This is a genomic window from Candidatus Sphingomonas colombiensis, assembly GCA_029202845.1.
In the GTDB taxonomy this organism is placed as follows: Bacteria; Pseudomonadota; Alphaproteobacteria; order Sphingomonadales; family Sphingomonadaceae; genus Sphingomonas; species Sphingomonas colombiensis.
On the sequence record CP119315.1, the window covers coordinates 608,142 to 630,668 of the forward strand.

Genomic DNA, 22,527 nt, shown 5'->3' on the forward strand with positions numbered 1-22,527 from the left:
CATGTATTTTACGATCAACGGGGCGCGATACGAGGCGGATGTCGATATCCGCACGTCGCTGCTCGATCTGCTGCGCGAACATCTCGGCCTGACGGGCAGCAAGAAGGGTTGCGACCACGGGCAGTGCGGGGCGTGCACCATTTTGGTGAACGGGCGGCGGATCAATGCGTGTCTCACGCTGGCGGTGATGCATCAGGACGATGACATTACGACGATCGAAGGCCTTGGCTCGATCGGCGATCTCCATCCCTTGCAGGCCGCGTTCGTCCGGCATGACGGCTATCAATGCGGCTATTGCACGCCGGGGCAGATCTGTTCGGCAGTGGGGATGCTTGATGAGATGGCGAAGGGCTGGCCGAGCCACGTTTCCGCCGATCTCGCCCACCCCGCGCTCGACGACGATGAGATTTCGGAGCGGATGAGCGGCAATCTGTGCCGCTGCTCGGCCTATCCCAATATCGTCGATGCGATCCGCGACGTGGCGCGAGAGACTGCCGCATGAGGGCGTTCGACTATTCTCGCGCACAAAGCCCGCAAGGCGCGGTGGCGGCAGGTGGGCGCTTCATCGCCGGGGGCACCAATTTGCTCGATCTGATGCGGCTCGAAGTGGAAACGCCCGAGCGGCTGATCGACATCAGCCGGCTCGATCTCGCGCGGATCGAGGAACGCGCGGATGGCGGCCTGACGATCGGCGCGCTGGTGCCGAACAGCGATCTCGCCGCCGACGCCCGAGTGATCGAGCGTTATGAGGTGCTGAGCCGTGCGCTGCTCGCCGGCGCCTCGGGCCAGCTTCGCAACAAGGCGACGACCGGGGGCAATCTGCTTCAGCGGACGCGATGCTATTATTTCTATGACACCGCCGCGCGCTGCAACAAGCGGACGCCGGGCGCTGGCTGTGACGCACGCGAGGGGTTCAACCGCATCCATGCGGTGCTCGGCACGAGCGACCAGTGCATCGCCACGCATCCGGGTGACATGCCGGTGGCGATGCAGGCGCTCGACGCGGTGATCGTCACGCTCGCGCCAGGTGGCGACCGGCGACGCCTGCCGATCGCGGATTTCTATCGCCTGCCCGGCAACACGCCGCAGATGGAGACGATGCTGAAGACCGGCGAACTGATCACCCATGTCGAGCTGCCCGCGCCGGTGGCGGGTGCGCGGCACCTCTATCGCAAGGTGCGCGATCGTGCGTCTTATGCCTTCGCGCTTGTCTCGCTGGCGGGCGTGGTGCGGATGGACGGCGGCAAAATCGCATCGGCGGCGCTCGCTTTCGGCGGCCTCGCGCCGCGCCCGTGGCGCGATCCCGTGGTGGAGGCGGCGCTGGTCGGCAAGGCGCCGACAGCCGAAGCCTTCGCCGATGCCGCCGATGCGTTGCTGAAGGACGCGCGCGGCTTCGGGCACAACGATTTCAAGATCCCGCTCGCCCGCCGCGTACTGATCGCCGCGCTACGGGATTTGACCGCATGAGCGAATATCGCATGGACGAGGCGCACGCCGGGCTCGCGCTCGATCGCGGGGTGCAGGGCGTGCTCGGCAAGCCGCTCGACCGGATCGACGGCCCGGCGAAGGTGACGGGCAGCGCGACCTATGCGCTGGAGCATCAGCTCGCCGACATGGCCTGGGGCGTCGCGATCACCGCAGCCGTGGGCAAGGGCCGCGTCACCGCGATCGACACGCGCGCCGCCGAAAAGATGCCGGGCGTTATCGCCATCTATGCCGGCGACGCCGCCCTCCCCCGCCAGACCCCGGTGTTCGGGCAGGATCGCGCGCAGCCCTATGACGGCACAATCGAGAGCTGGGGCGAGGTGGTCGGCGTCGCGGTCGCCGAGAGCTTCGAGGCGGCGCGCGCCGCCGCCCGCGCGGTGATCGTCACCTGCGCGGCCGAAGACGGCGTGTTCACCACGCAGGACGGCGCGGACGACGCCTTCGATCCGCCGGAGGGCGCGCTGCTCCCCAATATCGTGCGCGGCGATATCGATCGCGCGATGGCCGAGGCGGCGGTGGCGATCGACGTGCATTATTCCACCCCGCGACAGGTCCATGGCGCGATGGAGCCGCACGGCGCGATCGCCGAGTGGGATGGCGACAAGCTGACGTTGCGCTGTTCGATGCAGATTTTCCGACAGGCGCGCCCGGTGCTGGCGAACTCGCTCGGCATCGCGGCCGAGGATATCCGGCTGATCTCGCCATTCATCGGCGGCGGCTTCGGGGGGAAGAATGTCAGCGCGGACGCGTTGCTCGCCGCCGTCGCGGCGAAACGGCTCGGGCGCCCCGTGAAGGTGGCGCTGGCACGGCAACAGATTTTCCACGCTTGTTATGGCCGGTCGGACACCTATCAGCGCATCCGGCTTGCCGCCGATGCCGATGGCCGGTTGATCGGTTGTGGGCAGGATAGCCTCGTCAGCCAGAAAGTCGGTGCGCGCTCGTTCGAGCCGGTGCCGCTGGGTGCGGTGGCGCTCTATCGCGGCGAGCATCGCAGCTTCACGACGCGGATCGCGCCGGTAAATCTCGTCGCGCACGGCCCGGTCCGCGCGCCGGGCGAGGCTGTCGGCATGATCGCGCTGGAATGCGCGATGGACGAGCTGGCGCGCGAACTCGGCCTCGATCCGATCGAGCTGCGCCGCCGCAACGAGCCGGAAAACGATCCCACCACCGGCCGGCCTTTCTCGTCCCGCCGGCTGATCGAGTGTTTCGACGAAGGCGCGCGGCGCTTCGGCTGGGAAACCCGCGAGCGGCGCAGCGAGGGCGAGTGGCTGATCGGCCATGGCGTCGCGACTGCCGCGCGGGTGAATTTCCTCGTGGATTCCAGCGCGCGAGTGACGCTAACGCCGGAGGGCAACGCGATCGTCGAGACCGACATGACCGATCTCGGCACCGGCACCTATACGATATTGGCGCAGGTTGCGGGTGAGGCGCTCGGGCTGCCGATCGAACGCGTCACGGTGCGGCTCGGCGACAGCGATCTGCCGACCGGCGCGGGATCGGGCGGATCGTTCGGGGCTTCTTCGTCCGCCTCATCGGTCGCGCTGGCGTGCGAGGATATCGTGGCGAAACTGGCCGAGGCGATGGGCACACCGCCGGAGGATATGACGTTGAAGGACGGCCATGCCATCGCCGGCAACCGCCGCGTGCCGCTGGGCGAACTGGTTGGCGACACATCGCTGTCCGCGATTGGCACGATCCACCCCGGCGCGAACAACCGCCGCTTCGCTCAGGCGACGCATGGCGCGCAATTCTGCGAGGCGTGGGTCAATGCGGTGACCGGCGAGGTGCGTGTGAAGCGGATGCTCGGCGTGTTCGATTGCGGGCGTATCCTCAACCACAAGACCGCGCGGAGTCAGGCGATCGGCGGGATGATCTGGGGGCTGGGCTATGCGCTGCACGAGGAAGCGCATGTCGATCCGCGCAGCGGCGCGATCGTCAACCGCGATTTCGGCGAATATCACATCCCCGCCAATGCCGATGTGCCGCAGATCGAGGCCTGGTTCGTCGAGGAGATCGATCGTCACGCCAATCCGCTGGGCGCCAAGGGGATCGGCGAACTTGGCATCTCCGGCGCGGGCGGGGCGGTGGCCAATGCGATCTTCGATGCGTGCGGCGTGCGCGTGCGCGACATGCCGATTACACCGGATAAATTGCTGATGGGGCTTCCGCCGATCTGATGGCCGACAATGATACAGTCCTGACCGCCGCCGAAGCGTGGAAAGGCGCGCCGATGGCGCTTGCCACCGTGGTTTCGACCTGGGGCTCCGCGCCGCGCCCGCGGGGCAGCCATATGCTCGTCCATGCCGACGGCCGGTTCGAGGGATCGGTTTCCGGCGGCTGTGTGGAGGGCGATATCCTGGACACCGCCGCGCAGGTGATCGCCGGCGCGCCGTTCCAGCTCAAACATTATGGTGTGGCGGACGCGAGCGCGTGGGAGGTCGGGCTGCCCTGTGGCGGCGAGATCGCGGTGCTGGTGCAACCGGTGGCGGCGGCGGGCTTCGACCCCGCGCTGTTCGATCGTATCCGTGCCGCGCGCGATGCGGGAACGGCGCTTTCCGTCACCACCGATCTTTCCACCGGGCATAGCGGCATGGATTTGCCCAGCACCGCCGATGCCTTCGTCAACCGTTACGATCCGCCGCGCCGGCTGTTGATCGTGGGCGCGGTGCAGATCGCGCAGGCGCTGGTCGGGCTGGCGCATACGCTGGGCATCGAGACGGTGGTGATCGACCCGCGCGGCCGTTTCCTGACCGAAGAACGCTTCCCGGCCGCCACGCTCGATGACCGCTGGCCCGACGAAGCCGTCGCCGCGCACCGCCCCGGCCCCTCCACCGCCGTCGTTACCTTGAGCCACGATACCAAGATCGACGATCCCGCGTTGATCGCCGCGCTCGCCAGCCGCGCCGGCTATGTCGGCGCGCTCGGCAGCCGCCGCAGCCACGCCGCGCGGCGCGAACGGCTGGGCGCGGCGGGCGTGGCATCGGATGCGCTCGACCGTATCGACGCGCCGGTGGGCCTGGATATCGGCGCGATCGGCCCGGCGGAGATCGCGCTTTCCATCGCCGCAGCAATGATAGGACGATTCAATGATCAAGGTTGAGAAAACCGTGCTCGTGCTGCTCGCCGCCGGGAAATCCGAGCGGTTCGGCGATATCAGCTCCAAACTCGACGAGCTGTTTCTGTCACGCCCACTGGGGCTGCATATCGCGGTGACGCTGGAGGACGTGCCGTTCATGGAGCGGATCGCGATCGTCAACGGCACCAAAATCGATTACGCCCGGCATAATTTCACGATCGTCCACAACGATGCGCCCGAACGCGACATGGCGTCATCGGTCCGAATGGGGGTGGAGACGGCAAGAGCGCACGGCGCGACGGCGGTGATCATCGCATTGGCCGATATGCCGCGCGTTACCGCGACCCACATCTATCGTCTGCTCGATGCCGCGGATGGGGAACATGCCGTGGTGGCTTCCAGCAACGGCCGTTTTCCGTTGCCGCCGGTGCTGTTCGGCGCGGCGCGCTTTGATGAGGTGCTCGCGATCACGGGCGATCAGGGCGCGCGCGACATGATCTCCGCCGGCGTCCACGTCGTCGCCAATGAGCAGGAGTTGATCGACGTCGACACGCCGGAGGAGCTGGAGCAGCTCCGCGCGCTCGTCAACGCCCCGGAAGCGCGAGGGCGGTGAATTCATCCACCGCCCCCGGCAATCTTTCCGTTATTCCAGCTCCAGGATCACTTGATCGACCTGCAGGCTCTCGCCCGCAGCGGCGCTGACGGTCTTCACCACGGCGGATTTTTCGGCGCGAAGAATGTTTTCCATCTTCATCGCCTCGACCACCGCGAGTGCCTGCCCTGCTTCGACCTTGTCGCCTTCCTTCACGTCCAGGCGGACGAGCAGGCCCGGCATCGGCGCGATCAGGAACCGCGACAGATCGGGCGGCACCTTCTCGATCAGATGCTTGGCATAAGGTGCAATCCGCGCCGGCAGCACGCGCGCCTTGTGCGTCGCGCCGCGCACGTTGAGCGTGAAGCCGGTGCTGGTGCGCGCGATCTTCACCGTCAGCGGCTCCTTGCCGTCGACCGTCGCGATGCGATCGCCGGGGGCATAGACGATGTCGCCATCGACGCCCACGCCGTCCACCGTCACGCCATCGGCATCGATCGTCACCGCGTGATCGGCCTTGCCGATCCGCACCACCCATTCGTCCGGCGCCGCGAGCGTGGCGCCAAGCTGGCCATCGACCAGCCGCGCGCGCTCCGCCCATTCGACCGCCGCATGCGCCGCAACGCCGGCCAGCGTCCGCACCAGCGCATCCGATGCCGGGGCGCCATGGAAGCCATCGGGATATTCCTCCGCGATGAACCCCGTGGTGATGTTGCCCGAACGGAAACGCGGGTGCTGCATCAGCGCGGAGACGAAATCGAGGTTGGTGCCCGGCCCGGCGATCTCGAACGCATCGAGCGCCGCGATCTGCTTGTCGATCGCCTCTTCGCGCGTTTTGCCATGGGTGATCAGCTTCGCGATCATCGGATCGTAGAACATGCTGACCTCGCCGCCCTCGCGCACGCCGTCATCGACGCGCACGCCATCGGTCGCCGCCGGCGGATTGTAGCGCACGAGGCGACCGATCGAGGGCAGGAAGCCGCGATACGGATCTTCGGCATAGACGCGGTTCTCGACCGACCAGCCGTTGATCTTCACGTCCTTCTGCGCGAACGACAGTTTCTCGCCGGCCGCGACGCGGATCATCTGTTCGACCAGATCGAGCCCGGTGATCTCCTCCGTCACCGGATGCTCCACCTGAAGCCGGGTGTTCATTTCGAGGAAGTAGAAGCTCTCGCCGGTCTTGTCCGCGCCGGAGACGATCAGCTCGACCGTGCCCGCGCTGTAATAGCCGACCGCGCGCGACAGCGCGACCGCCTGCTCGCCCATCGCCTTGCGCATCTTGGGCGTGACGAACGGCGACGGCGCTTCCTCGACAACCTTCTGGTGGCGACGCTGCACCGAACATTCGCGCTCGTTCAGATAGACGATGTTGCCGTGCTGATCGCCGAGCACCTGAATCTCGATGTGGCGCGGGCTTTCGATGAACTTCTCGATGAACACGCGATCGTCGCCGAAGCTCGCCAGACCCTCGCGCTTGGTCGCCTCGAAGCCCTCGCGCACGTCCTTTTCGGACCAGGCGAGCCGCATCCCCTTGCCGCCGCCGCCGGCCGAGGCCTTCATCATCACCGGATAGCCGATGTCGGACGCGATCTTCACCGCCGCCTCGGTATCCGCGATCTCACCGAGGAAGCCGGGTACGACGTTGACGCCAGCCGCCTTGGCGAGCTTCTTCGATTCGATCTTGTCGCCCATCGCCGCGATCGCCTTGGGCGGCGGGCCGACGAAGGCGATGCCCGCGTCCGCGCACGCCCGGGCGAAGCTCTCACGCTCGGACAGGAAACCATAGCCGGGATGGATGCAATCCGCGCCGGTCGCCTTGGCCGCCGCAAGGATCAGATCGGCCTTGAGGTAACTTTCCGCCGCCGGTGCCGGTCCGAGCCGCACCGCCTCGTCCGCCATCAACACATGCGGCGCACGCACATCCGCATCCGAATAGACCGCGACCGTCGCGATCCCCATCTTCTTCGCCGTGCGAAACACCCGGCAAGCGATCTCGCCACGATTGGCGACAAGGATTTTCTTGAACATCAGCTTCCTCAACTCAATCGCCGGGCGTGAACACGCCGGAACGGAATTTAATCAATCATCACAACGCGCAATGGCGTGTTCACTCAGCCGCCTCGCACACCCGCATTGGCTCCTCGGCCACCATCGGCCGGACGCCCAGCTTCGCGAACAGCGCCGCGTCCGCGCTGTCGCCGCGATTGCCGGTGGTGAGAAGCTTGTCGCCGGTGAAGATCGAGTTCGCGCCCGCCATGAAGCACAGCGCCTGCGTCGCTTCCGACATGCTCTCGCGACCCGCGCTCAGCCGCACCATGCTCATCGGCATGGTGATGCGCGCCACCGCGACGGTGCGGACGAACTCGATATCGTCGATCTTGGCGAGCGGCGTGTCCGCGAGCATGTCACCCAGCACCGTGCCCTTCACCGGCACCAGCGCATTGACCGGCACGCTTTCCGGGTGGCGCGGCAAGGTGGCGAGCGCGTGGACGAAGCCGACGCGATCCTCGCGCGTCTCGCCCATGCCGACGATCCCGCCGCAGCACACATTGATGCCCGCGCTGCGGACATTCTCCAGCGTCTCCAGCCGATCGGCGAAGGTGCGCGTGGTGATGACCGAGTCATAGCGCTCGGGCGAGGTGTCGATATTGTGATTGTAGTAATCGAGCCCGGCATCCGCGAGCTGGCTTGCCTGAGCTGGGGTAAGCATCCCCAGCGTCATGCAGGTTTCCATGCCCATCTGGCGCACGCCCTTCACCATCTCGATGATGGCGGGCATGTCCTTGTCCTTCGGGTTGCGCCACGCCGCGCCCATGCAGAAACGCTGCGAGCCGCTGTCCTTCGCCTGCGCCGCCATCTGGAGCACGGCGCGCGGGTCCATCAGCTTGGTCGCCTTGACGCCGCTTTCGGCGCTGGCGGACTGCGAGCAATAGCCGCAATCTTCGGGGCAGCCGCCGGTCTTGATCGAGAGCAGGGTGCACATCTGCACCTCGCCCGCCGCGTGATGCGCGCGATGCGTGGATTGCGCGCGCCACATCAGTTCGTCGAATGGCAACGCGAACAGCTCGGCGACTTCCTCGCGCGTCCAGTCATTGCGGGTGGTCATGTCGTTCATGCAGCGTCCAATGCCTGCGCCAGATCGGCGATGATGTCGGAAATATTCTCGATCCCCACCGACACGCGCACCACGTCCGGCCCCGCGCCTGAGGCGGCGCGTTCCGCGTCGGGAAGCTGGCGGTGGGTGGTCGATGCGGGATGGATGATCAGCGAGCGCGTGTCACCCAGATTGGCGAGGTGGCTGAACAGCTTGACCCCGGAGACGAGCGCGATGCCCGCCTCATATCCGCCCTTCAGCCCGAAGGTGAACACCGCCCCACCCTTGCCGCCGAGATAGCGTTGCGCGAGCGCGTGATAATGGTCGCCCGGCAGTCCGGCATAGGATACCCATGCCACCTTGGGATGGTTCGACAGCCATTCGGCCAGCGCCAGCGCGTTGGCGCAATGGCGCTCCATGCGCAGCGCCAGCGTCTCCATGCCGGTCAGCGCGAGGAAGGCGTTCATCGGCGCCAGCGCTGGGCCGAGATCGCGCAGGCCGAGCGCGCGGCACGCCAGGATGAAGGCGGCATTGCCGAACGCTTCGGTGAACACCTTGCCGTGATAGGATTCGTTCGGCTGGCTCAGATACGGATATTTCCCGCCCTTCGTCCAATCGAACGTGCCCGCATCGACGATGATCCCGCCGATCGAATTGCCATGGCCGTTCAGGAACTTGGTGAGCGAATGCACCACCACGTCCGCGCCATGCTCGATCGGGCGGCACAGCACCGGGGTCGCCAGCGTATTGTCGACGATCAGCGGAACGCCAGCGTCATGCGCGACTTTGGCGATCGCTTCGATATCCTGCACCACGCCGCCGGGGTTGGCGAGGCTCTCGATGAACACCGCGCGAGTATCCTCGGTGATCGCCGCCGCGACATTGGCTGGATCGTCGGCATCGACGAAGGTGGCGTCCCACGCCATCTTCTTGAAGCTCGATCCGATCTGGTTGAGCGACCCGCCGTAAAGCCGCTTCGCCGCGACGATATGCTTGCCCGGTTCCATCAGCGTGTGGAACGTGAGGAATTGCGCGGCATGGCCCGATGCCACCGCCAGCGCCGCCACGCCGCCCTCCAGCGCCGCGACCTTGCCCTCAAGCGCGCCGTTGGTGGGGTTCATCAGCCGCGTATAGATATTGCCCGGCGCATCGAGGTTGAACAGCGCCGCCGCGTGATCGACATCGTCGAACACATAGGATGCCGTCTGATAGATCGGCGTGATCCGCGCCTTGGTGGTCGGATCGGGCGCCGTGCCGGCATGGACGGCGAGGGTTTCGATATGCTGGTCGGTCATTCCGCTGCTTCCGATTCAGGCGGCATGTTGTGGCCGAGCAACCGCAATACGTCCTCCGCCGCCTTGATGAGATTGGTGCCGGGGCCGAAGATCGCCTGCACGCCGGCATCGTACAATGCCTGATAGTCCTGCGCGGGGATCACGCCGCCCGCCACCACCTTGATGTCGGCGCGGCCGGCATCCTTCAGATGGCCGATCAGTTCGGGGATCAGCGTCTTGTGGCCGGCCGCGAGGCTGGAGGCGCCGACCACGTCAACGTCCTTCTCCAGCGCCAGCGCGGCGGCTTCCTGCGGCGTCTGGAACAACGGCCCGGCGACCACCTCGAACCCGAGATCGCCGAACATCGACGAGACGAGGTTTGCCCCGCGATCATGCCCGTCCTGCCCCATCTTCGCGACGAAGATACGCGGCTTGCGGCCCAACCGGTTCTCGGTGGAATCGACGCCGCGCAGCAAGCGCGTCCAGCGCTCGTCATCGGTATAGGCGCCGCCGTAAATGCCCTTCACCGGCGTCGGGAAGGTGCCGAAGCGTCCGAACACATCCTCCATCGCCAGCGAGATTTCGCCGAGCGTCGCGCGTGCCCGCGCCGCCGCGACGGCGAGTTCGAGCAGGTTGCCGTCGCCCTTCGCGCCTTCACGCAGCGCATCGAGCGCCGCCTGGCAGGCCGCCTGATCGCGCGTCGCCTTCACCTGATTGATGCGGCGGATCTGTGCCTCGCGCACGGCATGGTTGTCGACATCGAGGATCTCGATCTCGTCCTCATTGGCGAGGCGATATTTGTTGACGCCGACGATCACGTCCTCAGCCCGATCGACCCGCGCGGCGCGGCCCGCCGAGGCTTCCTCGATCATCGCCTTGGGCCAGCCGGCGGCGACCGCCTTGGCCATGCCGCCCTCGCGCTCGACGCGCTCGATGATCTCCCACGCGCCATCGACGAGCTGCTGCGTCAGGCTCTCGATATAATAGCTGCCGCCGAGCGGATCGACGACCTTGGTCATCCCCGTCTCTTCCTGGATCACGATCTGCGTGTTGCGCGCGATACGGGCGGAGAAGTCGGTCGGCAGCGCGATCGCCTCGTCGAGCGCGTTGGTGTGGAGCGACTGGGTGCCCCCCAGCATCGCCGCCATCGCCTCGATCGTGGTGCGGATGACGTTGTTATACGGATCCTGCTCGGTCAGCGAGACGCCGCTCGTCTGGCAGTGCGTGCGCAGCATCTTGCTGCGCTCGTCCTTCGCGCCCAGCTTGGTCATCACGCGATGCCACAGCACGCGCGCCGCGCGCAGCTTCGCCACCTCCATGAAGAAGTTCATGCCGATCGCGAAGAAGAAGCTCAGCCGCCCGGCGAACTTGTCGATATCAAGTCCGGAGGCGACGCCGTATTTCACATATTCCATGCCATCGGCGATGGTGAACGCCAGCTCCTGAAGCTGCGTCGCCCCCGCTTCCTGCATGTGATAGCCGGAGATCGAGATGCTGTTGAACTTCGGCATCTCGCGGCTGGTATAGCCGAAGATGTCCGAGATGATCCGCATGCTCGGCTCAGGCGGGTAGATATAGGTGTTGCGGACCATGAACTCCTTCAGGATGTCGTTCTGGATGGTCCCGTCGAGCAACTTGCGCTCGACCCCCTGCTCCTCGCCCGCGACGATGAAGAAGGCGAGGATCGGGATCACCGCGCCGTTCATCGTCATGGAAACCGACATCTGATCGAGCGGAATGCCGTCGAACAGGATCTTCATGTCCTCGACGCTGTCGATCGCCACGCCGGCCTTGCCCACATCGCCCGTCACGCGCGGGTGATCGCTGTCATAGCCACGGTGCGTCGCGAGATCGAACGCGACCGACAGGCCCTTCTGCCCGGCCGCGAGATTGCGGCGATAGAAAGCGTTCGATTCCTCGGCGGTGGAGAAACCGGCATATTGCCGGATCGTCCACGGCCGCCCGGCATACATGGAGGCGCGCACGCCGCGCGTGAACGGCGCGAAACCGGGCAGGCCCGGATCGACCGTCACGTCGGCTGCGGTGTAGAGCGGCTTGACCGCGATCCCCTCCGGCGTTTGCCAGGTGAGATCCTTGCCCTTCACCTCCTTGGCGGCGGCGGCGGACCAGTTATCGAGCGTCGGCTTGCTATCGGTCATGTCACTCTAACTCCGGGGCGTTACGCGCCCTTGAACACCGGCTTGCGCTTTTCGAGGAAGGCCATCCCGCCCTCGCGTGCGTCTTCGGAACCACCGGCGGTGCGCTGACCCTCGGCCTCGGCGCGCAGCACCTCCTCGAACGACCCGTCGAGCGCGGTCAGGATGTTGCGACGCATCGTCGACAGCGCGACGGTCGGCCCGGCGGCGAGCCGCGTCGCCAGCGCCAGCGCCTCTTCCTGCAACGCGGCATCGTCGACCGCCTTGTAGATCAGGCCCCAGCTTTCGGCCTGCTCCGCGCCGATCCGCTCGCCCAGCATCATCATCTGCGTCGCGCGCGCCTTACCGATCGTCTTGGCCAGCAGCCAGCTCGATCCGCCATCCGGCACCAGCCCGATGTTGACGAACGCCTGGAGGAAATAGGCTGACTTGCCCGCGAATACGAAATCACCGGCCAGACCGATCGAGCAGCCAACGCCAGCCGCCGCGCCATTGACCGCGGTGACGACCGGCACCGACAGCCGCATGATCTGCGACAATGCCGGGTTGTAATAGTTCATCAGCGCACGGTGGCTCGCATCGCCGCCGCTCACCGCGCTCGCGCCGCCGCGTGCCTGAAGATCGGCGCCCGAACAAAACGCACGCCCCGCGCCGGTGATCAGCACCGCGCGCGCGCCTTGCAGGTTATAAAGCGCGGTCGTCAGATCTTCCGCCATCTGCAACGATGCGGCGTTGAGCCGATCGGGGCGGTTGAGCGTGATGACGAGGACATCGCCCTTCTTTTCGGTCAGGATCGTTTCGTATTCAGCCATGTCGCTCTCCTCAGTGCTCGCCTTTTGGCGTTTCCATTAGCTCGACGAGCATGCCGCCGAAATCCTTGGGGTGGACGAACACGATCGGCGTGCCATGCGCGCCGATGCGCGGGCTCCCCAGCACGGTCGCGCCATTCGCTTTCATATGCGCGGCGGCTTCGTGAATGTCCGGCACCTCGAAACAGACGTGATGCTGCCCGCCGGCCGGGTTCTTCTTGAGGAAGCCCGCGATCGGCGAGGTTTCGTCATATGGCTCGATCAGCTCGATCTGCGTGTTCGGCGCATCGATGAAGCACACCTTCACCCCCTGCGCCGGCAGGTCGAACGGATCCCCGATCGCGGTCGCGCCGAGCAGCAAGCGATAGGTCTCGATCGACTTGGCGATCGACGGCGTCGCGACGCCGACGTGATTCAGCCTTCCAAGCTGCATATCCAATTCCTCAGTGTTTCCCCGCAAGTGCGGGAGGCCGGCCTGTGCTTCCGCCTTTGCGGGAGCACATCACTTACAACGGAATATTGTCATGCTTCTTCCACGGATTCTCCAGGCTCTTGCCCCGGAGTTTCCGCAGGCCCAGCGCGATGCGGCGGCGGGTGGAGTGCGGTTGGATCACCTCGTCGATGAAGCCCTTGGCCGCCGCGACGAACGGGTTGGCGAAGCGTGCTTCATATTCGCGCGTCTTTTCCGCGATGCCTTCCTCGTTGAGGCCACGGAAGATGATCTCCACCGCGCCCTTCGCGCCCATCACCGCGATCTCGGCGGTCGGCCAGGCGTAGTTGAGATCACCGCGCAGATGCTTTGACGCCATCACGTCATAGGCGCCGCCATAGGCCTTGCGCGTGATGACGGTGATCTTCGGCACGGTCGCCTCGGCATAAGCGAACAGCAGTTTCGCGCCATGCTTGATGATGCCGTTATGCTCTTGCGACGTGCCCGGCAGGAAGCCCGGCACGTCGACCAGGGTCACGATCGGGATATCGAACGCATCGCAAAAGCGGACGAAGCGCGCCGCCTTCTTCGATGAATTGATGTCGAGCACGCCCGCCAGCACCATCGGCTGGTTGGCGACGAAGCCCACCGACTTGCCCTCGATCCGGCCGAAGCCGCAGATGATGTTGCCGGCGTGGCCGGGCTGGATTTCGAAGAACTCGCCCTCGTCCACCACCTTACGGATCAGCTCGTGCATGTCGTACGGCTGGTTGGCGGATGGCGGGATCAGCGTGTCGAGGCTCGGCTCCAGCCGGTCCCACGGATCGTCGGTCGGGCGTTCCGGCACGGGCGAGCGGTTCGATTCCGGCAGGTAATCGACGAAATCACGCACCGCGAGCAGCGCCTCGATATCGTCCTCGAACGCATTATCCGCCACGCTGGTCTTGGTGGTGTGGGTGATCGCGCCGCCGAGCACCTCCTGCGTCACCACCTCGTTGGTCACCGTCTTCACCACATCGGGGCCGGTGACGAACATGTAGCTCGAATCCTTCACCATGAAGATGAAGTCGGTCATCGCGGGGGAGTAAACTGCACCTCCGGCGCAGGGGCCCATGATGACGCTGATCTGCGGCACCACGCCCGATGCGAGCACGTTGCGCTGGAACACCTCCGCATAGCCGCCGAGCGAGGCGACGCCCTCCTGAATGCGCGCGCCGCCCGAATCGTTCAGGCCAATGACGGGCGCGCCGACCTTCATCGCCATGTCCATGACCTTGCAGATCTTCTGCGCATGACGCTCGGACAGCGATCCGCCGAACACGGTGAAATCCTGGCTGAACAGGAACACCAGCCGCCCATTGATCGTGCCCGATCCGGTAACCACGCCGTCGCCGGGGAAGATCTGATCCTGCATCCCGAAATCGACGCAATTATGCTCGACGAACATGTCGAGCTCCTCGAACGAGCCCTCATCGAGCAGCACGTCCACGCGTTCGCGCGCGGTGAGCTTGCCCTTGGCATGCTGCGCGTCGATGCGCTTCTGCCCGCCGCCAAGCCGCGCTGCGGCGCGCTTGCGTTCCAGTTCCTCGATCGTCGACGACATGCGTTTCTCCGGGTGCAACGCGCCCTCCTGACGTGCGCGAGGGCGAAGCGCAAATGTGAACTTGCGAATTTGCGAAAGCGCGGTTTGCGAACTAGGATCGGCGCACGATGCCAAGGCTCTACGCTGGCCAGCAATTGCGCGCCTTACGCCTTTCCGCGGGGCTGAACCAGCGCGCCATGGCGGCGCGGCTGGGGCTTTCCGTCAGCTATCTCTCGCAGCTCGAAACCGGGGAGCGGCCGCTTACCGCGGCCGTCACCACCGCGCTCGCCCGCCATTACCCTCACGCGCTGGCGGCGATCGAGGGCGAAGCGCCGGCGCGACGACTCGCCGCGCTGGGCGAGGCGCTGGCCGATCCGGCGCTCGCCCCGCTCGATGCCGAGGATGCGGCACGGCTGGCGGAGGAGCGCCCGGACGTGGCCGATCGCCTCATCGCGCTTCACGCCGCCAAGCGCGCGGCGGAGGAACGGCTGGCGATCGCGGAGGAATCGATGACCGCCGGCACCGGCGCGCGACTGCCGTGGGAAGCGGTGCGCGACTGGTTCCACGAGGCGGGGAATTACGTCGATCCGCTCGATCGCGCGGCGGAAGCGTTGGCGGCGGCATCCCCCGGCGATCTGGGGGATGTGTTGCGCGATCATGGTATCGCGCTGGCAGCGGATAAAAACGAGGATGCCCCGCTCGCGCGCTTCGACGGTGCGACCCTCACGCTCAACGCCGCATTGCCGCCCGAAAGCCGGCGCTTCCTGATCGCGCACCGCCTTGCCGCAACCGCCTTCGCCGACGAGATCGAGACGATCGTTGCGGGCGCCGACGTGCCCGGCGCGGAGGCACGGCGGCTGCTCGCAGTCGGCCTCGCCAATTACGCGGCGGGCGCGCTGGTGATGCCCTATGCCGCGTTTCGCGCCGAGGCGCGGCGACTGCGCCACGATATCGACCGCCTGTCGCGCCGCTTCGGGGTGAGCTTCGAGCAGGCGTGCCACCGGCTGTCGACGCTCCAGCGCGCCGGGGCGGAGGGCGTGCCCTTTTACTTCTGCCGCGTCGATATGGCGGGCAACATCACCAAGCGCCATTCCGCCACCCGGCTGCAATTCGCGCGCTTCGGCGGCGCGTGCCCGTTGTGGCACGTGCATGAGGCGGTCGCGATTCCCGATCGCATCCTCGTCCAGCATGCCGAAACGCCGGACGGCGTGCGCTATATCTCGATGGCGAAGGGGCTGGTGAAGCCATCCGGCAGCTTCGCGCGCAGCCCGCGCCGCTACGCGGTGGTGCTGGGGTGCGAGGCGACCCATGCCGCCGATTTCGTCTATGCCGACGCGGTGGACCGCACCCGCGCCCCCACCCCGATCGGCATTTCCTGCCGGCTATGCCCGCGCGACGATTGCGATCAGCGCGCTTTCCCGCCGACCGACCGCGCGATCACGGTGGAGCCGGCGATCCGCCGCGTCGTTCCGTATCGCGTGGTGTGAAACAACCGAAAGTGGAACGATCGAATGCCGGACTATCAATGGCGCGGGATGACGACGGACGACCTTTCGACGGTCACCGCGATCGCTGATCGCGTCCACGCATCCTATACCGAAGAACGCGCGATCTACGCCGAACGGCTGGCCTTATATCCCTCTGGTTGCCTGGTACTTGCCGGGGCAGACGGCATCGCGGGCTATATCATCACCCATCCGTGGTATCGCGACCGCCCGCCGGCACTGGGCGCGAAGCTCGGCGCGATCCCGGCCGATGCGGATACCTTTTACCTCCACGATATCGCGCTTTTGCCGTCCGCACGCGGCAGCGGCGCCGGGCGGACCGCGATCGTGCTGGCAACGGATCAGGCGCGCGCCGCCGGGCTCAGCGAGATCACGCTGATCGCGGTCAACGGTGCGGACACATTCTGGGCGGCGCAGGGCTTCGCTTATGTCGGCCCCGGTGCCTATGGCGCGAACACCTGGCTGATGCGCCGCTCGCTCGCCCCCGCCTGAGCCGCGTCACACCTTCACGATCCCGCGCTCGATCAGGCTGGTGGCGGTATCCATGATCGATTGCTCCTCGTCGCGCGTGCGCCAGCCGAGCACTTTCGCGGTATGTTCGGGATCGACCGCGCGGACACGGCCAAGCTCGCCGACCACCTGCTTGATGCTGCCGTCGAACAGCCCGAGCAAATGCACGACGAAATCCGGGATGCGGCGCTTGGGCACCTTGCGCGCCTTCTCGCCCAACTTCGCGCGCAGCACCGCTCCCACCTCCTCCATCATCATGAAGCGGCCGCCGCCGAGGAAGCGTTCGCCATCCAGCCCCGGTGTCTCCAGCGCGAGGACATGGAGATCGGCGAGATCACGCACATCGACCACCGCGAAGCCGATGCGCGGATAGCCGGGGATCGAGCCGTTGAGCAGCCGCTCGATGATCTGGATCGAGGTGGAGAAATCCCCGCTCATCACCGGCCCAAGCACCGCGCTGGGATTGACCGAGCAGAATTCCATCCCCGCGCCATTCTGCGCCATCCAGTCACGCGCGGCGCGCTCGGCGATCGTCTTCGACTTTATATAGGGCGCGACGCCCGGCGCGTTCACGTCGGTCCATTCCTCCTCGGTGAAGCCGACGCCGTTGGCGGGCGGATGGCCATAAGCGATCGCCGCCATCGAAGAGGTGAGCACGAAGCGCTTCACCCCCGCCTCCTTTGCGAAGCGCAACGCGCGCAACGCGCCATCGCGGGCGGGCGGGATCAGCATCTCGTCCGTCACCTTGCCCAGCGGAAACGGCGAGGCGACGTGCGCGACATGGCTGCATCCGGCCACCGCTTCCGCCCAGCCCGCATCATGCTCCAGATCGGCGGCGAAGAAGCGCAATCTGTCCGCCGGCACGCCCAGCGCGGCGCGGACTTCCGGCTCTTTTGCGAGGTTGCGGATCGTTGCATTGACGGTCCAGCCGCGCTCGATGAGCCGCTGGATCAGGAAGCCGGCGATATAGCCGCTGCCTCCAGTCACGAGCACAGTGCCAGCCATCCGCCATCCTCTCCTGTTTCTTGCAATGGGTTTTATAGCGAAACCGATGCACTGCCAAGTTGTCCCCCGGCGGCGGCGCGGTTACGGGGGCGGCTCAAGGAGAGTTTCATGGCCGAACAGGAACTGCACCCCGTCCCCGCCGAATGGCGCGCGAACGCAAAGGTCGATCAGGCGGGTTACGACGCGATGTATCAGGCCAGCGTCAGCGATCCCGATGGGTTCTGGCTGGAACAGTCCAAACGGCTCGACTGGATGACCGCGCCCGCCAAGGCCGGCGACTGGTCGTTCGACGAAGCCGATTTCCACATCGAATGGTTCAAGGACGGCGTGCTCAACGTCGCCGCCAATTGCATCGACCGCCACCTTGCCGAGCGCGGCGATCAGATCGCGATCATCTGGGAGCCGGATGATCCCAAGGAGGAGCCGAAGCGCTTCACCTATCGCCAGCTCCATGCGGAGGTATGCCGCTTCGCCAATGTGCTGAAGGCGCAGGGCGTAAAGAAGGGCGATCGCGTCACCGTCTATCTGCCGATGATCCCCGAAGCGGCGTTCGCGGTGCTGGCCTGCGCGCGGATCGGCGCGATCCATTCGGTGGTGTTCGGCGGCTTCTCCCCCGATGCGCTGGCCGGGCGCATCCAGGATTGCGATTCAACGCTCGTCATCACCGCCGATGAGGGCCGGCGCGGCGGCAAGCGCGTGCCGCTCAAGGCCAATGTCGATGCCGCGGCCCCGCGCGCGCCGAGCCTCGAAAAGGTCATCGTGGTAAAGGCGACCGGCGGCGACGTCGCGATGGGCGAGCGCGACATCTGGTATCACGATGCGGCCGCGAGCGTGTCCGCCGATTGCCCGCCCGAGCCGATGGGCGCCGAAGACCCGCTGTTCGTGCTCTACACCTCTGGTTCCACCGGCAAGCCCAAGGGCGTGCTGCACACCACCGGCGGCTATCTACTATGGGCGAGCTTCACCCACGATCTCGTGTTCGATTACCGGCCGGGCAACGTCTTCTGGTGCGCGGCCGATATCGGCTGGGTCACCGGGCACACCTATATCGTCTATGGCCCGCTCGCGAACGGCGCGACGACCCTGATGTACGAAGGGCTGCCCAACTGGCCCGACGCCAGCCGCATCTGGCAGGTGGTCGATCGCCATCAGGTCCACACCATCTTCACCGCGCCCACCGCGTTGCGCGCGCTGATGAAGGAGGGCGACGCGCCCGTCCAGCGGACCAGCCGCGCCTCGCTTCGCCTGCTCGGCACGGTGGGCGAGCCGATCAACCCCGAGGCTTGGCGCTGGTATTATGATGTCGTCGGCGAAGGCCGCTCCCCGATCGTCGACACCTGGTGGCAGACGGAGACCGGCGGCGCGCTGATCGCCCCCCTGCCCGGCGCGACCGATCTGAAGCCGGGATCGGCGACCCGTCCGCTCCCCGGCGTCCGGCCGCAACTGGTCGACGAAACCGGCGCGGTGCTGGACGGCGCGGCCAGCGGCAATCTGTGCATCACCGCGAGCTGGCCCGGCCAGATGCGCACCGTGTGGAACGATCACGAACGCTTCTTCCAGACCTATTTCACCACTTACCGCGGCAAGTATTTCACCGGCGACGGCTGCCGCCGGGACGAGGACGGCTATTATTGGATCACCGGCCGTGTCGACGATGTGATCAACGTCTCCGGCCACCGCATGGGCACGGCCGAGGTGGAAAGCGCATTGGTGCTCCATCCAAAGGTCGCCGAGGCGGCCGTGGTCGGCATGCCGCACGACGTTAAGGGTCAGGGCATCTACGCCTATGTGACGCTGAACGCGGGCGAGGTCGCGTCGGACGATCTTAACGCCGCGCTGAAGCAATGGGTGCGCAAGGAAATCGGCCCGATCGCCACCCCTGATGCGATCCAGTTCGCGCCGGGCCTGCCCAAGACGCGCTCGGGCAAGATCATGCGCCGCATCCTGCGCAAGATCGCGGAGGGCGACACATCGAACCTCGGCGACATCTCCACCCTCGCGGACCCCTCGGTGGTGGAGGATCTTGTCGTAAATAGAGTCGGTTAATCCTTTGAATCCCCCGATTCACCTTTCGGCAACATCTTTCGTCCAGCCTCACACTTGACGAATCGATTCGAATCAGTCCGAAATGGGGACAGCGGCACATAAATAAATGCCGCAAGCGTCCCGGGTCGGGGGGTCAAATGGCTAAGCATGGTTCCGGCACTCCGCTTCCGCCGGAAGAAATCGAACGTATCCTATGGTCGGCGCGGCGCGCCGGCACGATCCTGATTCTGCCGCGCGAACAGCCCCAGCCAACGATCGATGCGCTCACCGATCAGGGCCTGATCCGCCGCCAGCTCGGCCATATCGTGCTCACCCTGCAGGGTCAGGAACGCCGCCGCAAATGCGCGCATTACATGGCCGCGCTCGCCTGAGGGCGATAACCACCGCGCGCTTGATTCAAACGATATAAAGTTCGTCGACCGCGACGCTACCCGCGCGCCACTGATTGCCATTCCCACAAACGCAGAAGAGCCGCCTATCCCAAGGGCGGCGGCTCCATGATCTTCTGCGGTTCGCTCAGGCGAACGAAACGTTGGTCCTGACCTTTTGGCGTCGACGCATCGCAAAGCCGATGCCACCGAACCCCGCCAGCATCATCGCCCAGCTACCCGGTTCCGGAATGCCTGCCAGCGCGTTCGCATTGATCGACAGGTGATAAGCCAGGCCGGGCACTTCGAAATCGGTGAAGTCATATTCTCCGGGAAGAAATGTGGGGCTGTAGATGGTGCCTTTGAACACCGAATCCCCCGCCGGAGAAAAGCGGAAGAAGTTGAGACCCAACCCGATGATATCCATCCCGCCACCGCCTTCCGCGGTGTAGAAGTGGAAGAGAATTGGCGACATCGTACCATCGACGGTGGCCGAACTGGTAAGGGCGAAGATCGTTGGATCGTCCAGACCGGCATTGTGTCCTGCCGGATCGATATCGGTCGGGCTAAGTGGCAGGATGAAGTTTGCTGTGTGGGAACCGGTAAGGACGAAAGTCGCCGTTTGAGCAGCGCATGGTGATGCAGCCGCCACGGCGACTGCGGAAGCGAGCAAAACAGATATCCGCATGTAAAACCCCCGTTTTATGCAGAGTTGCCTGGCGTATGTCAGAACATAGCGAAGCTCCCCTGCACATGGTTAATCGAAACGTGGCAATTGCGTAAGTGGATCGCATGTCGCGTTCCCATTTTGAGACATGGATCTGTCGCGCCCCTATGCGCACATCGGACTTTTGATCATCAACGCCGCGCCTGCCACAAACGAAGCATCGACACTCCGGAGCGACGACTTGGCGTTGGTTTCCTGCTTGCTGACGGAATGCCATCCGCCAGGACTGGAACACGTTCAATCACCACTCCGGCCGTGCAAGATTCAAGCGAGAGCGTTCGCGATCACGCCGCCAATCGCCGCAGGATCGCCGGCGCGACGATCACGATCCGGCCATAGCCACGGGTGATCGCGCCGCCGTGCTCCAGCGCCGCGAGATGCATGTTGGTCACCTTGCGCGAAAGGCCGCACATTTCCGCGAGATCGGCCTGACTTACCGCCGCCACGCCGCCACCGCCCAGCGCCAGCAGCCGCGCCGCGATGCGGCCACGCGGGTTCAGCCCGATCAGTTGCGCGGCGAGGTGCACCATCGCGTCGAGCTGGCCGTAAACGAGTTCGCTCACCGCGCGCCACAATGCGGGTTGATCCGCCGCGACCCGTTCCAGCGCACTGTCCGCGATCAGCAATACGATCGTCGCGCGGGCCGCCGCGCGCGCGGTGGCGATGCGCGGGCCGCCGCCGCCGCGCCGCGACTGGCCGAACGCGCTCCCCGCCGGCGCGAGATTTACCAGCACGTCGCGCTCCGCCCCCAGCGACGCCTCGATCCTCAACGCACCATCGAGCACCAGGACCAGGCCCGTTTCCTCATCACCCTCGCCGTAAACCCATTGCCCGGGCGCGAGCCGCACGACGCGCCCCGCGCGCAGCAATGCCGCGCGCAACGGCGCCGGCAGGTGCGCGAACCAGATAGCGCGCAGCGCGAGGGCCTCGACATCCATCGCACGAATGTAACCAACGTGACATTCCATTGCGAGCACTCACGATAGAATGCGCGCGATAAGGAGAGGATATGATGAGCGACGTACGATTCCGCCCGCTGTCCGATCATGTCGGCGTCGAGGCGCTCGATATCGATCTGAACGCGATCGACGACAATGCGTTCGGCGCGCTGCGTAGCGCGGTGGCCGATCACGGCATATTGTTCGTCCGCGATCAGCAGCTGACGCCCGAACAGCATATCGCCTTCGCGCGGCGCTGGGGCGATATCGACGTGAACAATTATTTCCCGGCGAACGGCGGCCACCCGGAAATCGCCGAGGTGCGCAAATCGGAGACCCAGACCACCAATATCGGCGGCGGCTGGCACACCGATCACACTTACGATCAGGTGCCCGCGATGGGATCGATCCTGCTCGCGCGCGAGACCCCGCCGACCGGCGGCGACACCTTGTTCGCCAGCATGGGCGCGGCGTTCGACGCGCTTTCAGAGGGGCTGAAGCAAACGCTGCGCGGGCTGCGCGCGGTGCATTCGGCCGATCATATCTACAGCGCCGACGGCATCTATGCGCAGACCGATCAGGCCGCCGATCTGAAGGGGCATGATATCCACACCCATGCTGTCCATCCGGTCGCGCTGCGCCATCCCCGGACGGGGCGGGAACTGCTTTACGTCAATCCTGCCTTCACGCTGCATTTCGAAGGATGGACGCGTGAGGAAAGCATGCCGCTGCTGCAATATCTGTACAGCGTGGCGATGCGGCCGGAATTTCACTGTCGCGTGCAATGGGCGCCGGGATCGATCGCGGTGTGGGACAATCGCTCGACCTGGCATCATGCGTTGAACGATTATCAGGGCCATCGCCGGCTGATGCACCGTATCACGATCGCAGGAGAGCCGCTTGAATGAAGGGGAAACGCGCTACGTA

At 65.8% G+C, this 22,527-nt stretch carries 20 protein-coding genes; 10 read left to right on the forward strand and 10 right to left on the reverse strand.

The window, feature by feature from the left end:
- The first annotated feature begins 1 nt into the window (after window position 1).
- From P0Y64_02875 to P0Y64_02895, 5 genes are read left to right on the forward strand one after another with little or no spacing between them, the layout of a single operon-like run.
- Complete coding sequence (locus tag P0Y64_02875; GenBank protein ID WEK44951.1) at window positions 2-502, forward strand: 2Fe-2S iron-sulfur cluster-binding protein; 501 nt, start codon at window positions 2-4, stop codon at window positions 500-502.
- The gene (locus P0Y64_02880) at window positions 499-1,467 is read left to right on the forward strand and encodes a xanthine dehydrogenase family protein subunit M (protein ID WEK43790.1); all 969 of its coding nucleotides are present in this window, start codon (window positions 499-501) and stop codon (window positions 1,465-1,467) included. The genes P0Y64_02875 and P0Y64_02880 overlap by 4 nt, the downstream gene beginning before the upstream one ends.
- The gene (locus P0Y64_02885; GenBank protein ID WEK43791.1) at window positions 1,464-3,662 is read left to right on the forward strand and encodes a xanthine dehydrogenase family protein molybdopterin-binding subunit; all 2,199 of its coding nucleotides are present in this window, start codon (window positions 1,464-1,466) and stop codon (window positions 3,660-3,662) included. The genes P0Y64_02880 and P0Y64_02885 overlap by 4 nt, the downstream gene beginning before the upstream one ends.
- The gene (locus tag P0Y64_02890; GenBank protein WEK43792.1) at window positions 3,662-4,585 is read left to right on the forward strand and encodes an XdhC family protein; all 924 of its coding nucleotides are present in this window, start codon (window positions 3,662-3,664) and stop codon (window positions 4,583-4,585) included. Before P0Y64_02885 ends, P0Y64_02890 begins: the two co-directional genes overlap by 1 nt.
- Window positions 4,572-5,174, forward strand: coding sequence for a nucleotidyltransferase family protein (locus P0Y64_02895; GenBank protein WEK43793.1), 603 nt, complete (start codon window positions 4,572-4,574; stop codon window positions 5,172-5,174). The genes P0Y64_02890 and P0Y64_02895 overlap by 14 nt, the downstream gene beginning before the upstream one ends.
- A gap of 30 nt (window positions 5,175-5,204) precedes the next feature.
- Here the strand turns inward: P0Y64_02895 and P0Y64_02900 are convergent, their stop codons facing one another.
- The 7 genes from P0Y64_02900 to P0Y64_02930 form a co-directional block, all read right to left on the reverse strand.
- Window positions 5,205-7,187 (reverse strand): acetyl/propionyl/methylcrotonyl-CoA carboxylase subunit alpha, encoded by a 1,983-nt coding sequence (locus tag P0Y64_02900; protein WEK44952.1) that lies wholly within the window; start codon window positions 7,185-7,187, stop codon window positions 5,205-5,207.
- A 76-nt stretch (window positions 7,188-7,263) separates the two neighbouring features.
- A complete protein-coding gene (gene bioB / locus P0Y64_02905; GenBank protein ID WEK44953.1) occupies window positions 7,264-8,262 on the reverse strand; it encodes a biotin synthase BioB in 999 nt (332 codons plus the stop codon).
- Window positions 8,263-8,267: 5 nt separating this feature from the next.
- Complete coding sequence (locus P0Y64_02910) at window positions 8,268-9,545, reverse strand: O-acetylhomoserine aminocarboxypropyltransferase (protein ID WEK43794.1); 1,278 nt, start codon at window positions 9,543-9,545, stop codon at window positions 8,268-8,270.
- Window positions 9,542-11,683, reverse strand: coding sequence for a methylmalonyl-CoA mutase (scpA, locus tag P0Y64_02915; protein ID WEK43795.1), 2,142 nt, complete (start codon window positions 11,681-11,683; stop codon window positions 9,542-9,544). Before scpA ends, P0Y64_02910 begins: the two co-directional genes overlap by 4 nt.
- A gap of 20 nt (window positions 11,684-11,703) precedes the next feature.
- Complete coding sequence (locus P0Y64_02920) at window positions 11,704-12,492, reverse strand: enoyl-CoA hydratase-related protein (GenBank protein WEK43796.1); 789 nt, start codon at window positions 12,490-12,492, stop codon at window positions 11,704-11,706.
- Between the two features lie 10 nt (window positions 12,493-12,502).
- The gene (mce, locus tag P0Y64_02925) at window positions 12,503-12,922 is read right to left on the reverse strand and encodes a methylmalonyl-CoA epimerase (protein WEK43797.1); all 420 of its coding nucleotides are present in this window, start codon (window positions 12,920-12,922) and stop codon (window positions 12,503-12,505) included.
- Window positions 12,923-12,995: 73 nt separating this feature from the next.
- Window positions 12,996-14,522: an acyl-CoA carboxylase subunit beta gene (locus P0Y64_02930; GenBank protein ID WEK43798.1), complete on the reverse strand. Its 1,527-nt coding sequence runs from the start codon at window positions 14,520-14,522 to the stop codon at window positions 12,996-12,998.
- Between the two features lie 107 nt (window positions 14,523-14,629).
- On the opposite strand from P0Y64_02930, the gene P0Y64_02935 reads away from it, so the two are divergent.
- A complete protein-coding gene (locus P0Y64_02935; protein WEK43799.1) occupies window positions 14,630-15,988 on the forward strand; it encodes a short-chain fatty acyl-CoA regulator family protein in 1,359 nt (452 codons plus the stop codon).
- Window positions 15,989-16,012: 24 nt separating this feature from the next.
- The gene (locus P0Y64_02940) at window positions 16,013-16,498 is read left to right on the forward strand and encodes a GNAT family N-acetyltransferase (GenBank protein WEK43800.1); all 486 of its coding nucleotides are present in this window, start codon (window positions 16,013-16,015) and stop codon (window positions 16,496-16,498) included.
- 6 nt (window positions 16,499-16,504) lie between these two features.
- Here the strand turns inward: P0Y64_02940 and P0Y64_02945 are convergent, their stop codons facing one another.
- Window positions 16,505-17,521, reverse strand: coding sequence for an NAD-dependent epimerase/dehydratase family protein (locus tag P0Y64_02945; protein WEK43801.1), 1,017 nt, complete (start codon window positions 17,519-17,521; stop codon window positions 16,505-16,507).
- A gap of 108 nt (window positions 17,522-17,629) precedes the next feature.
- Here P0Y64_02945 and acs point away from each other — a divergent pair, with 108 nt between their 5' ends.
- Together acs and P0Y64_02955 are read left to right on the forward strand one after the other, a co-directional pair.
- On the forward strand, window positions 17,630-19,567 hold the full coding sequence (acs, locus tag P0Y64_02950) for an acetate--CoA ligase (protein WEK43802.1): 1,938 nt from the start codon (window positions 17,630-17,632) through the stop codon (window positions 19,565-19,567).
- A gap of 137 nt (window positions 19,568-19,704) precedes the next feature.
- Window positions 19,705-19,938, forward strand: a complete 234-nt coding sequence (locus P0Y64_02955) for a hypothetical protein (protein WEK43803.1) — start codon at window positions 19,705-19,707, stop codon at window positions 19,936-19,938.
- Between the two features lie 145 nt (window positions 19,939-20,083).
- Here P0Y64_02955 and P0Y64_02960 read toward each other — a convergent pair whose 3' ends face one another.
- Both P0Y64_02960 and P0Y64_02965 read right to left on the reverse strand, forming a co-directional pair.
- On the reverse strand, window positions 20,084-20,623 hold the full coding sequence (locus P0Y64_02960; protein WEK43804.1) for a PEPxxWA-CTERM sorting domain-containing protein: 540 nt from the start codon (window positions 20,621-20,623) through the stop codon (window positions 20,084-20,086).
- A gap of 323 nt (window positions 20,624-20,946) precedes the next feature.
- A complete protein-coding gene (locus P0Y64_02965) occupies window positions 20,947-21,600 on the reverse strand; it encodes a Crp/Fnr family transcriptional regulator (GenBank protein ID WEK43805.1) in 654 nt (217 codons plus the stop codon).
- A gap of 74 nt (window positions 21,601-21,674) precedes the next feature.
- Between P0Y64_02965 and P0Y64_02970 the strand changes: the two genes are divergently transcribed.
- On the forward strand, window positions 21,675-22,508 hold the full coding sequence (locus P0Y64_02970) for a TauD/TfdA family dioxygenase (protein ID WEK43806.1): 834 nt from the start codon (window positions 21,675-21,677) through the stop codon (window positions 22,506-22,508).
- Window positions 22,509-22,527: the final 19 nt, after the last annotated feature.